This is a genomic window from Streptomyces iranensis (genome assembly GCF_017874715.1).
In the GTDB taxonomy this organism is placed as follows: Bacteria; Actinomycetota; Actinomycetes; order Streptomycetales; family Streptomycetaceae; genus Streptomyces; species Streptomyces iranensis.
Window position 1 is genome coordinate 15,074 of the sequence record NZ_JAGGLR010000045.1, and the last position, 17,188, is coordinate 32,261.

Sequence of the window (17,188 nt, forward strand, 5' to 3'; positions counted from 1 at the left end):
CTCGGTGTCGCTCGTGGTGTCCGCCGGCCGGGTCAGGAGAGACCCAGCTGCTGGTCGGCGAGCTGGAACAGTTCGTCGTCGGTCGCGGCACTGAGATCGTCGTCGTCGGCCGGGGTGCCGTCGTCGGTACCGGCCCAGGCGGTCATCAGCGACCGCAGCCGCAGGGTGATCCGGGTCCGTTCGGCCGGGTCGGCGGTGACCGCGCCGAGCGAGCGGCCCAGCCGGTCGAGCTCGGCCAGCAGCGGTTCCACTCCCGTGGCCTCGGCCAGCAGCTCGGCGCGCAGGAACCCGGCCAGCCCGGTCGCGTTCGGGTGGTCGAACACGACGGTCGCCGGAAGCCGCAGGCCGGTGGCGGCGCCGAGGCGGTTGCGCAAGTCGACCGCGGTCAGGGAGTCGAAGCCCAGGTCCTTGAAGGCCCGGCCGGCGTCCACGTCGTCCGGGGTCACCCGGCCGAGCACGGTGGCGACGTGTGAGCGAACCAGGCCGAGGAGGTAGGCGCTGCCCTCCGCCTCGGGCATACCGGCCAGCCGCTCGGCCAGTCCGGGGTCCGCCGTCCCGGACGCCGAGGCTGCCCGCCGGCCGGTACGGGCCACCAGTCCGCTCAGCAGCGGCGGTATCGCTCCGTCCCGGCGCAGCGTGGCCAGGTTCACCCGGGCCGGGACGGTGTGGGCGGCCCCGGTGGCCAGGGCCGCGTCGAACAGGGCCAGGCCCTCTTCGCCGGTCAGCGGCACCATTGCGGCGCGGGCCAGCCGGGCCGCCTGAGCCTGGTCGAGGTGGCCGGTCATCTCGCTGGGCGGCGCCCACAGGCCCCAGCCGAGTGAGGAGACGATCGCACCCCGCGCCTGTCGTTGCTGCGCGAACGCGTCCAGGAAGGCGTTCGCCGCCGCGTACGCGCCCTGGCCGGCGCCGCCGAGCACCGCCGCGGCCGAGGAGAACAGCACGAAGGCCGCCAGCCGCTCGTCCTCGGTGAGCTCGGCCAGGTTGACGGCGGCGTCCACCTTCGGCCGCAGCACCGCGGCCAGGCGTTGCCGGGTCGTCGATTCCAGGAGCGCGTCGTCGAGCACACCGGCGGTGTGGACGATCGCGGTCAGCGGGTGCTCCGCCGGGATCGTCGCCAGCGTCGCCGCCAGCGCCTCCCGGTCGGCCGCGTCGCAGGCCACCACGGTCGCCCGGGCGCCCCGCTCGGCCAGATCCGCGACCAGGTCGTCGACGCCGGGCCCGTGCGGCCCGCGGCGGCTGATCAGCATCAGGTTCCGCACGCCGTACGCCGAGACCAGATGCCGGGCGATGAGCCCGCCGAGCATTCCGGTGCCCCCGGTGACCAGAACCGTGCCCCGGGGATCCAGCCGGACCGGTTCGCCGTCGGCCGCCGTCCGGGCCAGCCGGGGTGCGAGCACTTTCCCGCGGCGGACCGCCACCTGGGGCTCGCCGACCGGCAGCCGCACCGTGCCGTCCCCGTCCAGGTCGACCAGCGCGAACCGGCCCGGATTCTCCGCCTCGGCCGACCGGACGAGACCCCACACCGCCGCACCGGCCGGATCGGTGACGTCGTCGCCGTCCACGGCCGCCACCGCGCCCCGGGTCACGAACACCAGCCGGCCGGGCTTGGTCTCCGCCAGCCACGACTGCACCAGGCCGAGAGCTTCGGCGGTGGCCGTGTGCACGTCCTCGACGGACGAACCCCAGCTGCGTTCCACGAGAACGGTCTCCGCGCCGTCGTCCCCCGTTTCCGGTACGGGCACCCAGGTCACCCGGAACAGCGACTCGTGCGGCGACGGCGCGAGGGCCGCCTCGGACACCGGCCGCACCACGAGCCGTTCCACCGACGCGACCGGCCGGCCGGCGCCGTCGGCCAGCTCCACCGACACCGCGTCCGAGCCGGCGGGCGCCATCCGTACGCGGACCGCCGGGGCGCCCGTGGCGTGCAGTGCCACGCCGGAGAACGAGAACGGCAGGCCGGCCGTCCCGGGGCCGAAGCCGGATCGGCCGAGGGCGTGCAGAGCGGCGTCGAAGAGGGCCGGATGCAGGCCGAACTCCGCCGCGCTGTCCGCTGCCTCCAGCGGGAGCCGGACCTCGGCGTAGACCGCGTCGACGGCCCGCCACACCGACGTCAGCCCCTGGAACACCGGCCCGTACCCGTAGCCAGCCTCGGCCAGTCGCGGATACAGATCCGCGACGGCGACGGCTTCCGCTCCCGGCGGCGGCCACGTGACCAGCGCCGGGGGTTCCGCCGGTGTTCCCGAGGTGAGGTGGCCGGTGGCGTGCCGGGTCCACTCGTCGTTCTCGTCCTCGCGGGCGTACACGGTGAGTGCCCGGCCGCCGGACTCGTCCGGTGCCGCGACCACGACCTGCAGGTGGACCGAACCCCGCTCGGGCAACGGCAGCGGGGCGTGGATGACGATCTCGTCGAGACGGTCGCAGCCGGCCTCCTCGGCCGCCCGCAACGCCAGCTCCACGAACGCCGTTCCCGGCAGCAGCACCCGGTCCAGCACCGTGTGGTCGGCCAGCCAGGGATGCGTACGCAACGACAGCGTGCCCGTCATCACCACGCCGCCGTCCCCGGCGAGGGTCACCGCCGTACCCAGCAACGGATGCCCCGCCTCGCCGGCGGCGGCCGGTGGCGTCGCGTCGAGCCAGTACCGCTGATGCCGGAACGCATATGTGGGCAGCTCGACCCGGCGCCCCTGCGGATATACCTGTTTCCAGTCGACCTCGACACCATGCGTCCACGCCTCGGCCACCGACGTCAGGAACCGTTGCAGGCCACCGTCATCACGCCGCAACGACCCCACAGCAATTTCCGGCACACCGATCGTCAGCACCGGATGCGCACTGCACTCGATCAGCACCCCGTGCCCGTCCGCCGTCAACGCCCGGGTCGCCTGCTCGAACAGGACCGGCTGACGCAAACTCTCGAACCAGTACCCGGCGTCCAGCCCGCTCGTGTCGAACAACTCACCCGTCAACGCCGAATAGAACGGGATCCGACCCGGCTGCGGTACCACCGCCGCGAGCGAGTCCAGGATCTCCTCGCGCAGTATCTCGACGTCGGCCGAGTGGGACGCGTAGTCCACCGGCACGCGCCGGGCACGCACGCCCGACGACTCCAGCTCCACCTGCCACTCGTCCAACGCATCCGCCGGACCCGACACCACCACGGAATTCGGGCCGTTGTAGGCGGCGATGCCCACGGGCCCTCCCCCAAGGCGCCCCCCGACCTCATCCGCCGGCAGGGCGATCGACAACATGCCGCCCGCGCCCGCGATGCGAAGGAGAGCGCGACTGCGCAGGGCCACAACCCGTGCGCCGTCCTGATGCGACAGCGCGCCCGCCACCACCGCCGCCGCTATCTCACCCTGCGAGTGACCCACGACCGCGTCCGGTGCGACACCGTAGGACCGCCACAGTTCGGCGAGCGACACCATCACGGCCCACAACGCCGGCTGCACCACATCAACCCGCTCGAACTCGCTTCCACCACCACGCAGAACCTCGACCAGCGACCAGTCCACGAACTCCGACAACGCGGCGGCACAGTCCTCAATCGATTTCGCGAACACCGGCGACTGATCCAGTAGTTCGACCGCCATGCCGACCCACTGGGAGCCCTGACCCGGGAAGACGAAGACCACTTTCACGTCCTGGGCCCGAGCCACCAGATCGTCGCCGACCACCGCGCGGTATTCGAACGGCGAGCGGGAGGCCAGCGTCCAGCCCACATCCACCGGGTCGAGGCCCGGACGCTCGGCGACGAACGCCGTCAGTCGCTCGGCCTGCGCCCGTACCCCTTCTTCGGTCTTCGCCGACACCACCCACGGCACCAGTACCCCGGTCGGCTTTTTCGGCATCTCCGGTTTTTCCGGCAGTGCCTCCAGGATCACGTGCGCGTTCGTGCCGCTGACCCCGAACGAGGACACAGCGGCCCGCCGAGCCCGCTCAACGGCCGGCCAGGGCACCTGGGCGGTTGCCAGTTCGACGGCGCCCGAGGACCAGTCCACTTCCGGCGTCGGCTTGTCGACATGCAGGGTCCGGGGCACGACGCCGTGCCGCATGGCGAGGACCATCTTGATGATCCCGGCGACACCGGCGGCCGCCTGCGTGTGGCCGATGTTCGACTTGATCGAACCCAGCAGCAGCGGCTGATCCCGGTCCTGCCCGTACGTCGCCAGCACCGCCTGGGCCTCGATCGGGTCGCCCAACGTGGTGCCGGTGCCGTGCGCCTCGACCACGTCCACGTCGGCCGGAGCCAACCGTGCGTTGGCGAGCGCCTGACGGATCACCCGCTGCTGCGAAGGACCGTTGGGCGCGGTGAGGCCGTTCGACGCTCCGTCCTGGTTGACCACCGAACCCCGTACCACAGCAAGGATCTCGTGCCCGTGGCGTTCGGCGTCGGAGCGGCGTTCGAGCAGCAACCAGCCCGCGCCTTCGGACCAGCCGGTGCCGTCGGCCGTACTCGAAAAGGATTTGCAGCGACCGTCGGCGGCCAGGCCGCGCTGGCGGCTGAACTCCACGAACGCGAACGGCGTCGCCATGACGGTGACGCCGCCGGCCAGCGCGAGGGAGCATTCGCCCTGCCGCAGCGCCTGCGCCGCCAGGTGCAGGGCCACGAGCGACGAGGAGCAAGCGGTGTCGACGGTGACCGCCGGGCCGACGAGCCCGAAGGTGTAGGAGATACGGCCCGAGGCCACGCTGGCGGAGCTGCCGCTGGCCAGATAGCCTTCGACGCCCTCCGGCACCGACGACAGCCGGGTCGCGTAGTCGTTGAGCATGACGCCGGCGAACACCCCGGTCTGGCTGCCGCGCAACGCGACCGGGTCGATGCCGGCCCGTTCGAATGCCTCCCACGCGGTTTCCAGGAGCAGCCGCTGCTGCGGGTCCATGGCCACGGCCTCGCGGGGGCTGATGCCGAAGAACTCGGCGTCGAAGCCGCTCACGTCGTCCAGGAAGCCACCCTCGATCGCGTACGTACGCCCGGCCACGCCGGGGTCGGGGTCGTACAGGGCCTCGACGTCCCAGCCCCGGTCGGTGGGGAAGTCCGAGACTGCGTCCGTCTCCCCGGCCACGACCTGCCAGAGGTCTTCCGGAGTGTGGACGCCGCCCGGATACCGGCAGCTCATGCTCACGATGACGATCGGGTCGTCGTCGGCCACCACGGCGGCCGGCAGCGCGGCGGCCCCGGCTGGTCCGCCCAGCAACTCGGCGCGCAGGTGGTCGACCAGCGCGGCCGGGGTCGGATGGTCGAACACCGCCGTGGCCGCCAGCCGCAGACCGGTCGCCCCGCCGAGCCGGTTGCGCAGTTCCACCGCGGTCAGCGAGTCGAAGCCCTGGTCTCGGAAGGGCCGGTGCACGTCCACCGTTGCCGTCGGGCCGAGTCCGAGCACGGTGGCGGCGTTCGAGCACACCAGGTCGGTCAGGAGGGCCGACTGCTCCGTCTCGCTCATCGCCGCCAGGCGCGCCGCGAACCCCGTACGGTCCGCGGTGCCCGCGACCGCCCGTGCGGCGCGCCGGCCCGGGGCGGCGACCAGGCCGCTCAACAGCGGCGGAACGCTGTCTCCCGCGGTGTGCAGAGCCGCGAGGTCCAGCCGCATCGCCAAGGCGTGCGCCTGCACCGAGGATCGCGCCGCGTCAAACAGGGCGAGACCCTCGTCGCTGCTCAGCGGCAGCAGCCCGGCCCTTGCCATCCGGTCGCGGTCGGTACCGGTCAGGTGGCCGGTCATGCCGCTGCGCTCGTCCCACAGGCCCCAGCCCACGGCCGTCGCCGGCCGGCCCAGCGCATGCCGGTGCCGGGCGAAGGCGTCGAGGAAGGCGTTGGCGGCGGCGTAGTTGCCCTGGCCCGCCGCGCCGATGACGGACGCGGACGAGGAGAATACGACGAACTCCGCCAACTCGTCGTCGCACGTCAGCTCGTGCAGGTTGACCACCGCGTCCACCTTCGGCCGCAGCACCGCCGCCAGCCGCTCGGGCGTCAGCGAGGCGAGCAGGCCGTCGTCCACGACACCGGCGGTGTGCACGACGGCGGTCAACGGGTGCGCGGCCGGGATGCCCGCCAGCACCGCCGCCAGGGACTCCCGGTCGGCCACGTCGCACGCCACCACCGTGACCTCGGCGCCCATTCCCGACAGTTCCGCGGCCAGGTCGCCCGCCCCGGGCGCCGCCGCTCCCCGGCGGCTCGTCAAAACCAGGCGCCGCGCGCCGTGCGTGGTCACCAGATGCCGAGCGGCGAGCGCTCCGAGCGTCCCGGTGCCGCCGGTCACGAGTACGGTTCCGCGCGGGTCCAGCCGGGCCGGCATCGTCAGCACGGCCTTGCCGACCAGCTTCGCCTGGCTCAGGCTCCGGACGGCTTCCCGGGCCCGGCGCACATCCCACGTCGTGACCGGGGGCGGGCTCAGTTCGCCCCGCTCGAAGAGGGTGACGATCTCGCCCAGCATCTCCTGGACCCGGTCGGGGCCGGCCGCCTCCACCAGGTCGTACGCGCGATAGGAGACGCCCGGATACCGCTCGGCGACCGCACGCGGGTCGCGGATGTCGGTCTTGCCGAGTTCCAGGAACCGGCCCCCGTGCGGCAGCAGGCGCAGCGAGGCGTCCACGAACTCACCCGCAAGGCAGTCCAGCACCACGTCCACGCCGTCGCCGCCGGTCACGCCGAGGAACTCGCGCTCGAAGTCCAGCGTGCGGGACCCGGCGATGTGGATGTCGTCGTACCCGTTGGCCCGCAGCGCGTCCCACTTGCCGGCGCTGGCCGTACCGAAGACCTCAAGACCGAGGTGCCGGGCGAGCTGCGTGGCCGCGAAACCGACGCCACCGGCGGCGGCGTGGATCAGGACCCGTTCACCGGCGGTGGCCCCCGCGAGGTCGACCAGCCCGTAGTAGGCGGTGAGATAGACGATCGGCACCGCGGCCGCCCGCTCCCACGACCAGCCGGCCGGCTTGCGGGTCAGGAAGCGGGCGTCGGTCACCGCGACCGGGCCGCCGGAGCCCGGGATCAGGCCGAGCACCTCGTCGCCCGGGCGCATGGAGGTGACACCGGGGCCGGTCTCGAGGACGACGCCCGCCCCCTCGCCGCCGACGCCGTTGAGACCCGGCACCAGGCCCAGGGTGACCACGACGTCCCGGAAGTTGAGGCCCGCGGCCCGCATCGCGACGCGGACCTCACCCGGGCCCAGGTCGCGGGTGGCCGCCGGATCGTCGACCAGGTCGAGGCCGTCGACCGTGCCCGTACCGGTGGCTTCCAGCCTCCAGGACGGGACCGGCGGGGGGATCAGCGTCCCGGCCGTGGCCAGGCGGGCCAGCCGGGGTACGTGCGCCACGCCGCCCCGCACCGCGATCTGCGGCTCGCCGCTCGCCACGGCGGCGGGCGGGGCGGCCGCGCCCTCGGGGTCGAGGTCGATCAGCGCGAACCGTCCCGGGTTCTCCGCCTGAGCCGAGCGGACCAGGCCCCACACCGCCGCACCGGCCAGATCGGTGACGTCCTCGCCGTCCGCCGCCGCCACCGCGCCCCGGGTCACGAACACCAGCCGCCCGGGTGCGTCCAAGGGCCGGCCCTGGATCAGGTCGAGGGCCTCGGCGGTCGCGCGGTGGACATCTGCGGCCAGGTCACCGCTCGGCCGTCGGCCGACCACCTCCACGACCTGGGCGTCCTCGCCCGCGGCCTCGGTCGCGTCGGGCGGTACGGGCACCCAGTCCAGCCGGAACAGGGCGTCGTGGTGTGGCCGGGGCCCGTCGGACATCGGCCGCAGCGCCAGGCGCTCGATCGTGGCCACCGGCCGCCCGGCGGCGTCGGCCAGGTCCACCGAAATCGCGTCCGGCCCGGCCGGCTTCAGGCGGGCCCTTAACTCGGTGGCGGCGGCCGCGTGCAGGGTCACGCCGGTGAACGAGAACGGCAGGCCGGTTGCGGCGATGCCGAGGTCGGCCATGCCCAGGGCATGCAGCGCGGCATCGGACAAGGCCGGGTGCAGCCCGAAGGCGGCGGCGCTCCCGGTGGCGGGCGAGGGCAGCCGCACCTCGGCGTAGGCCTCTCCGTCGCCGTGCCAGGCCGCCCGCAAGCCTTGGAAGACCGGTCCGTAGCCGTATCCGGAACCGGCGAGCCGGGGATACAGGTCACCGACGTCGATCGCGGCGGCGCCGGGTGGCGGCCATGCGGCGAGCGTCACGGGTTCCGTCGGCGTCTCCACGGCCAGCACGCCGGTGGCATGCTGGGACCACTCCGGGTCGCCGTCCGGGCGCGCGTACACGGTGAATGCGCACCGCCCGGCTTCGTCCGGTCCGGCCACCGCGACCTGGATCTGGACACCGTCGCGCTCCGGCAGCACCAACGGCGCCCGGACGATCAGCTCGTCGACGCGCCCGCAACCGACCTCGTCACCCGCGCGCAGAGCCAGCTCCACGAACGCGGTACCCGGCAGGAGCACCCGCCCGACCACAGTGTGGTCGGCCAGCCAGGAATGCGTACGCAACGAGATCCGGCCGGTCAGCAGGACGCCCTCACCGTCCGCCCGGAACACCGCCGCACCAAGCAGCGGGTGATTCGCCGCCCCGAGCCCAACCGAGGTGACGTCCGCAGCCGACGAGGTGGCCTCCAACCAGTACCGCTCATGCTGGAAGGCATAGACCGGCAGGTCAACCCGCCTCCCGCCCGGCATCAGAGCCTTCCAGTCGAGCCGGATGCCCCGGACATGCAGCCTCCCGGCCGCGCCGACGACCGCTCGTGGCTCCGCAACGTCCTTGCGCAAGGTCGCGAACGCCGCCGCCTCGTCGTCCAGGCTCTCCTGGGCCATCGCCGCCAGCACACCGCCCGGCCCCACCTCCAGGAACGTCCGCACACCCCTATCACCCAGCTCCCGCACCCCATCCGCGAACCGCACCGTCGCCCGCACCTGCTCCACCCAGTACTCGGCGTCCGCAGTCAGCAGCCCGCCCGTCACCGTCGACACGACCGGGATCTGCGGAGCGTGGAACCTCAGCGAGGACACCACTTCCCGGAACTCACCCAACATCGGCTCCATCAACGGCGAGTGAAACGCGTGACTCACCCGCAAACGCCGCGACTTGGCAAACCGAGCGGCAACCGCCAGGACCACGTCCTCATCCCCGGACACCACCACCGACACCGGACCGTTGACCGCCGCGATGGCAACCCGATCCGTCAACCACGGCCTGACTTCGGCTTCAGACGCCTGAATCGACACCATCGCCCCACCAGACGGGAGCGCCTGCATCAACCGGCCCCTCGCCGCCACCAGCTTCGCCGCGTCCTCAAGAGACAACACCCCGGCCACATGCGCCGCCGCCACCTCACCGATCGAATGACCCAGCAGGTAGTCGGGGGCGATCCCCCACGACTCAAGAAGCCGGAAAAGCGCCACTTCGAGCGCGAACAACGCGGGCTGCGCGTGCTCCGTCCGATCCAGAGCTTCGGCATCGGCCAGGAGCAGACCCGGCTCGAAGACCGCGCACACCTCATCAAACGCCGCCGCGAACACCGGGAACACCTCATACAAACCACGACCCATGCCCGGGGTCTGACTGCCCTGACCGGTGAACATCAACGCCAGAGCACCCCGGGCGACCACTTCGGCTTCCACGTCCGCCAAGCGCGCCAACAGCTCATCCCGATCGGCGCCCACCACCACCGCGCGATGATCGAACAGAGGCCGCGATGCCAGCGACCAACCCACATCCACCGGCTCCAACCCCGGCCGCTCCTCCACAAACGCCCTCAACCGCAACGCCTGCGCCCGCACCCCCGCCGCCGTCTTCGCCGACACCACCCACGGCACCACCGGCACCACCGGCACCCTGGGACGCGTTTCCGACTCATCCGTCTTACCCGGAGCGGCCTCGAGCACCACGTGCGCATTGGTACCGCTCACACCGAACGACGACACCGCCGACCGACACACCCGACCAACAGCAGGCCACTCCAATCGCGAAGTCGCCAGCGAAACGGCACCGGAAGCCCAGTCCACCTCGGGCGACGGCGAGTCCACGTGCAACGTCTGCGGCACCACCCCATGGCGCATGGCGAGGACCATCTTGATGACACCGGCCACACCGGCAGCCGCCTGCGTATGACCGATGTTCGACTTGATCGACCCCAGCAACAACGGCTGCACCCGATCCTGCCCGTAGGTCGCGAGCAGAGCCTGGGCCTCGATCGGGTCACCCAACCGGGTCCCGGTCCCGTGCGCCTCGACCACATCAACATCAGCCGGAGACAACCCCGCATTGGCCAGCGCCTGACGGATCACCCGCTGCTGAGCAGGACCATTCGGCGCCGTCAAACCATTCGACGCACCATCCTGATTCACCGCCGAACCCCGCACCACAGCAAGCACCTCATGCCCGAGCCGTTCGGCGTCGGACAGACGCTCCAAGAGCAACCACCCCACACCCTCGCCCCAGCCAGTGCCGTCCGCGGCACCGGAGAACGACTTGCACCGCCCATCCGCCGCGAGCCCTCGCTGGCGGCTGAACTCCATGAACACGTAGGGCGTGGACATCACCATCGCGCCGCCGGCCAGGGCCATCGTGCACTCCCCCTGCCGCAGCGCCTGGGCGGCCAGATGCAGCGCCACCAGCGACGACGAGCAGGCCGTATCCACCGTCACGGCCGGGCCCTCCAGACCGAACGTGTACGACACCCGACCCGAGGCCACACTGCCCGCCCCGCCGCTGACCGCGTAGCCCTCCACGCCCTCCGGCAACGTGTGCAGGCGCGACAGGTAGTCCTGCCCGTAGCTGCCGGCGAAGACACCGGTCCGGCTGCCCCGCAGCGTCGCCGGGTCGAGACCGGCCCGCTCGAACAGTTCCCACGCGGTCTCCAGCAGCAGCCGCTGCTGCGGGTCCATCGCCACGGCCTCGCGCGGGCTGATCCCGAAGAAACCGGCGTCGAAGCCGCTCACGTCCCGCAGGAAGCCGCCCTCGATCGCATACGTCTTGCCGGCCGCCTCCGGGTCGGGGTCGTACAGGGCGTCGATGTCCCAGCCCCGGTCGGTGGGGAAGCCCTCGATGGCGTCGCCGCCGGAGTCGAGCAGCTGCCACAGTTCTTCCGGCGTGCTGACGCCGCCCGGGAAGCGGCAGCTCATCGAGACGATGGCGATCGGGTCGTCGTCGGTCGCGGCCACCGTCGCGACCGGTACGACGGTCCCGTCCTGCTTCCCGAGGAGTTCACCGCGCAGCTGCCCGGCGAGCGCGGCCGGTGTCGGGTAGTCGAACACCGCGGTGGCGGGCAGCCGCAGCCCGGTGGCGGCACCGAGCCGGTTGCGCAGTTCCACGGCGGTCAGCGAGTCGAAGCCCAGATCGCGGAAGGGCCGGTGTTCCTCGATCGGGTCGCCGTCGCTCAGGCCGAGCACCGTGGCGGCGTGCGAGCGGACCAGGTCGGTCAGGAAGGCGGTTCGTTCCCGTTCGCCCATCGTCGCCAGGCGGGCCGCGAACCCGGTCCCGCCGCTCGTTGCGGCCACCGCACGCGTGGTCCGCCGCCCCGTACGCGTTACCAGCCCGCGAAGCAGCGGCGGAATCTCCTGTCGGCCGCCGCGCAGGGCCGCGAGGTCGAGCCTGACGGCCACGGTGTGCGCCGCGAGGGCGAGCCGCGCCGAGTCGAACAGCGCCAGTCCCTCGTCGTCGGACAATGGCACGAGTCCCGCCCGGGCCATCCGGTTCAGGTCGGTGTCGGCCAGGTGGCCGGTCAGGCCGCTGCGGTGCGCCCACAGTCCCCAGCTCACCGAGGAAGCGGGGAGGCCCTGGTCGCGCCGGTGTCGGGCGAACCCGTCGAGGAAGGCGTTGGCGGCGGCGTAGTTGCCCTGTCCGGCGCCGCCGAAGACGCCCGCCGCGGCGGAGAAGAGCACGAACGCCGCCAGGTCGCTCCCCCGGGTCAGCTCGTGCAGGTTGACCACCGCGTCCACCTTCGGCCGCAGGACGGCGTCCAGCCGCTCGGTGGTCATCGTGGCGAGCAGTCCGTCGTCCATGACCCCGGCGGTGTGGATCACGGCCGTCAGGGGATGCTCCGGCGCGATGCCCGCCAGAACACCGGCCAGGGACTCCCGGTCGGCCGCGTCGCCGGCCAGCACCCGGGCCTCGGCCCCCAGCGCGGCCAGCTCGGCGACCAGTTCGGCGGCTCCGGAGGCGGCCGGGCCACGGCGGCTGGTCAGCACCAGGTGTCGGGCGCCGTGTGCGGTCACCAGGTGCCGGGCGACGAGCGCTCCGAGCGTGCCGGTGCCGCCGGTGACGAGAACCGTCCCGTCCGGGTCCAGCGGTGCGGGAATGGTCAGCACCGCCTTGCCGACGAGCTTGGCCTGGCTCAGATCGCGTACGGCCGTACGGGCCCGGCGGACGTCGTAGGTGGTGACCGGAATCGGGCGCAGGTCGCCGCGTTCGAAGAGGACGAGCAGCTCGGCCAGCATCTCCCGGATCCGCTCGGTGCCGGCCGTCTCCATCAGGTCGTACGCCTGGTAGCGGACGCCCGGGTGCGCGGCGGCGACCGTATCGGGATCGCGGATGTCGGTCTTGCCCATCTCCAGGAAGTGGCCCCCGTGGGGCAACAGGCGCAGCGAGGCGTCCACGAACTCGCCCGCCAGGCAGTCCAGCACCACATCCACGCCCTCGCCGCCGGTGGCGTCCAGGAAGGCGCGCTCGAACCCGAGCGTCCGGGAGTCGGCGATGTGGGCGTCGTCGTACCCGTTGGCGCGCAGCGCGTCCCACTTGCCGGTGCTCGCCGTGCCGAAGACCTCGAGGCCGAGGTGGTGGGCGAGCTGGGTGGCGGCCGAGCCGACACCACCGGCGGCGGCGTGGATCAGAACGCGCGCGCCGGGACGCGCCCCGGCCAGGTCGACCAGGCCGAAGTACGCGGTGAGGAAAGCGACAGGGGTGGCCGCGGCCTCCTCCCACGACCAGCCGGCGGGCTTGCGGGCGACCAGGCGCGCGTCGGTGACCACGACGGGCCCGAGGGTCGCGGGGAAGATGCCCCAGACCTCGTCCCCCGGCCGGACCGAACCAACCTCGGGTCCGGTCTCCAGGACGACACCGGCGCCCTCGCCGCCGACGCCTTCCAGACCGGGAACCAGCCCGAGGGTGACCACGACGTCGCGGAAGTTGAGGCCGGCGGCCCGCATCGCGACCCGGATCTCGCCCGGGCCCAACCCGCCCAGGGTCGCCGGGGCCTCGATCAGCGCCAGGCTCTCGACCGTTCCCGTGCCGCCGATCGCGTCCAGCCGCCAGGCCGGTACCGGCGGCGGGAGCAGGGTTTCGTCGGTGCCGAGCCGGGCCAGCCGGGGAACCCGGATCACGCCGTCGCGGATCACCAGCTGCGGCTCGCCGCCGGCCACCGCGTCCGGCAGCATGGCGGTTCCCGGCCCGTCGACGTCGATGAGGACGAACAGCCCGGGGTTCTCGGCCTGCGCGGAGCGGACGAGTCCCCACACCGCCGCGCCGGCCAGATCGGTGACCTCGTCGCTTTCCGCGGCGGCCACGGCCCCGCGGGTCACGACCACGAGCGGACCTTCTTGGGTACGATCATCAGTCGGCCACGACCGCACCAGCTCGAGCACTTTTCCGGTCGCGGCGTGCACCGCGGCGGCGACGTCTCCTTCTCCCGCGATCACCTCCACGGGACCGTCCAGCTCGGCGGCAAGCCCGGGATCGCCCAGGATGACCCACTTCCCGGCCGCCCGCGCGTCCGCTTCCGGCGTGGTGTGCGCCCAGGGCGTCCAATCGAGCCGGAAGAGCGAGTCATGGTGTGGCCGGGCGAGGTTGACCGGGCGCAGCACCAGGCGTTCCACCGAGGCCACGGGCCGTCCCGCCGGATCGGCCAGCTCCACCGAGACGGCGTCCGGCCCGGCCGACGCCAGCCGTACCCGCACGGCCGTCGCACCGGCCGCGTGCAGGGTCACTCCGGCGAACGAGAAGGGCAGGCCCTCCGTACGGGCGTCGAAGCCGGCGATGCCGAGGGCGTGCAGCGCCGCGTCGAAGAGGGCGGGGTGCAGGCCGTACCCGGCGGCGTCCTCTGCGGGTCCGGCCTCGGCATAGACGGCGTCACCGGTGCGCCAGGCCGACGTCAGCCCCTGGAACGCCGGCCCGTAGCCGTATCCGGCGTCGGCCAGCTTCGAATACAGGCCGTCGAGGTCCACCCCGACGGCCCCGGCGGGCGGCCAGGCTTCGAGCGCCGGGGGTTGGTGCCGCGTTCCGGTGGTGAGGACACCGGCGGCATGCTGCGCCCATTCGCCCTCCTCATCCGTACGGGCATGGACGGTGAATCCGCGGCGACCGTCCTCGTCCGGACCGGCCACGGCGACCTGTACCTGGCATCCGGTGCGGTCGTGCAGCGGGAGCGGCGTGTGGATGACGATCTCGTCGAGGTGGTCGCAGCCGACCTCGTCCCCCGCTCGCAACGCCAGCTCCACGAACGCCGTTCCCGGCAGAAGAATCCGGCCCTGCACCGTGTGGTCGGCCAGCCAGGGATGCGTACGCGACGACAGTCGGCCCGTCATCACCACGCCGTCCTCGCCGGCCAGCGGGACCGTCGCCGTCAGCAGCGGGTGCCCGGTTTCGCCCAGCGCCGCGGAAGGCGTCGCGTCCAGCCAGTACCGCTGATGCCGAAACGGATACGTCGGCAGGTCAACCCTTCGCCCCTGCGGATAGACCGCCTTCCAGTCGACCTCGACGCCATGCGTCCAGGCCTCGGCCACCGACGTCAGGAACCGTTGCAGCCCACCGTCGTCACGCCGCAAGGACCCCACAGCGACTTCCTGCACACCAACAGTCAGCACCGGATGCGCACTGCACTCGATCAGCACCCCGTGCCCGTCCGCCGTCAACGCCCGGGTCGCCTGCTCGAACAACACCGGCTGACGCAGACTCTCAAACCAGTACCCGGCGTCCAGCCCGTTCGTGCCGAACAACTCACCCGTCAACGCCGAATAAAACGGAACCTGACCAGATCGCGGGGCCACCGGCGCAAGCAGCTCCAGGATCTCCTCACGCAAACCATCCACATCCGCCGAATGCGACGCGTAATCCACCGGTATCCGCCGAGCCCGCACACCCGACGACTCCAGCTCCACCCGCCACTCATCCAACGCATCCGCCGGACCCGACACCACCACAGAACTCGGACCGTTGTAAGCCGCGATCCCCAACGGCCGCCCCTCAAGCCGCGCCACAACCTCATCCGCCGACAACCCAACCGACACCATCCCGCCCGCACCCGCAATACGCAGCAGAACACGACTGCGCAAAGCCACCACCCGCGCGCCGTCCCGCAGCGACAACGCACCCGCCACCACCGCAGCCGCAATCTCACCCTGCGAATGACCCACCACCGCATCCGGCGAAACACCATACGAACGCCACAGCTCGGCAAGCGACACCATCACCGCCCACAACACCGGCTGCACCACATCAACCCGATCCAACTCACCCCCACCACCACGCAGAACCCCAACCAGCGACCAATCCACAAACTCCGACAACGCCGCCGCACAGTCCTCAATGGATTTCGCGAACACCGGCGACTGATCCAGCAACTCCACCGCCATGCCAGCCCACTGCGAACCCTGACCCGGGAAGACGAACACCACCTTCCCGCCACCGGCCCGGACCACAAGACCATCGCCCACCAATGCCCGGTACTCGAAAGCCGACCGGGACGCCAGTGTCCAGCCCACATCCACCGGATCGAGACCGGGACGCTCGGACACGAACGCCGTCAACCGCTCAACCTGTTCGCGTACGCCCTCTTCGGTTTTCGCCGACACCACCCACGGCGCCGCGGCCTCGGTCCGCCTTTCGGATGTTTCTGGTTGGTCAGGCGATGCTTCCAGGACCACGTGCGCGTTCGTACCGCTCACACCGAACGACGACACCGCCGACCGACACACCCGGTCCACATCGGGCCACGGCACCTGCGACGTCGCCAAAGACACCGCACCCGAAGACCAGTCCACCTCCGGCGACGGCTCATCCACATGCAACGTCCGCGGCACCACCCCATGCCGCATCGCCAACACCATCTTGATCACACCAGCCACACCAGCAGCCGCCTGCGTATGACCGATATTCGACTTGATCGACCCCAACAGCAGCGGCCGATCCCGGTCCTGCCCATACGTCGCCAGCAGCGCCTGGGCCTCGATCGGGTCACCCAGGCGAGTACCCGTGCCGTGCGCCTCGACCACATCCACGTCGGCCACGGACAGCCGGGCATTGGCCAGAGCGTCCCGGATCACCCGTTGCTGCGAGGGACCGTTCGGCGCGGTCAGCCCGTTCGACGCGCCGTCCTGGTTGACCGCCGAGCCCCGGACCACCGCCAGAACCTCGTGCCCGTTGCGGCGGGCCTCGGACAGGCGCTCGAGCAGCAGCCAGCCGGCACCCTCACCCCAGCCCGTACCGTCGGCCGCCGCGGCGAACGACTTGCACCGGCCGTCGCGGGCCAGCCCGCGCTGGCGGCTGAACTCAACGAACCCGAACGGGGTGGCCATGACTGTCACCCCGCCGGCCAGCGCGAGCGAGCATTCGCCCTGCCGCAGTGCCTGGGCCGCCAGGTGCAGGGCCACCAGCGACGACGAGCACGCCGTGTCCACGGTGACCGCCGGGCCCTCAAGGCCGAACGTGTAAGAGATCCGGCCCGACAGGACGCTGCCGGAGCTGCCGCTGGCCAGGTAGCCCTCGACGTCCTCGGGCACGCTCGACAGGCGGGAGAAGTAGTCGTGGGTGGTGACTCCGGCGAACACCCCGGTACGGCTGCCCCGCAGCGAAGCCGGGTCCAGGCCGGCCCGCTCGAACGCCTCCCACGCGGTCTCCAGGAGCAACCGCTGCTGCGGGTCGGTGGCGAGCGCCTCGCGGGGATTGATCCCGAAGAAGCCCGCGTCGAAGCCGCTCACATCGTCCAGGAAGCCGCCCTCGATCGAGTACGTCCGCGCGGGCACCTCCGGATCCGGGTCGTAGATCCCGTCGATGTCCCAGCCGCGGTCGGTGGGGAACTCCGAGATGGCGTCCGTCCCGTCGGCCACGAGCCGCCACAGCTCCTCGGGCGTGGTCACCCCGCCGGGATAGCGGCAGCTCATGCCGACGATCGCGATCGGCTCGCTGCGGGCTTCCTCGGCCTCCTGCAGGCGCCGGCGGGCGCGCCGCAGCTCGGTGGTGACCCACTTCAGGTTTTCGAGGAGCTTCTCCTCGTTCGCGCTAGCCACGGAATCGC

General features: G+C 72.2%; 1 pseudogene. It reads right to left on the reverse strand.

Going from position 1 to position 17,188, the window contains the following annotated elements:
* Positions 1-155: 155 nt before the first annotated feature.
* Positions 156-17,180 (reverse strand): annotated as a pseudogene (locus J2Z30_RS50580) (SDR family NAD(P)-dependent oxidoreductase); the annotation flags it as partial.
* Positions 17,181-17,188 lie beyond the last annotated feature (8 nt).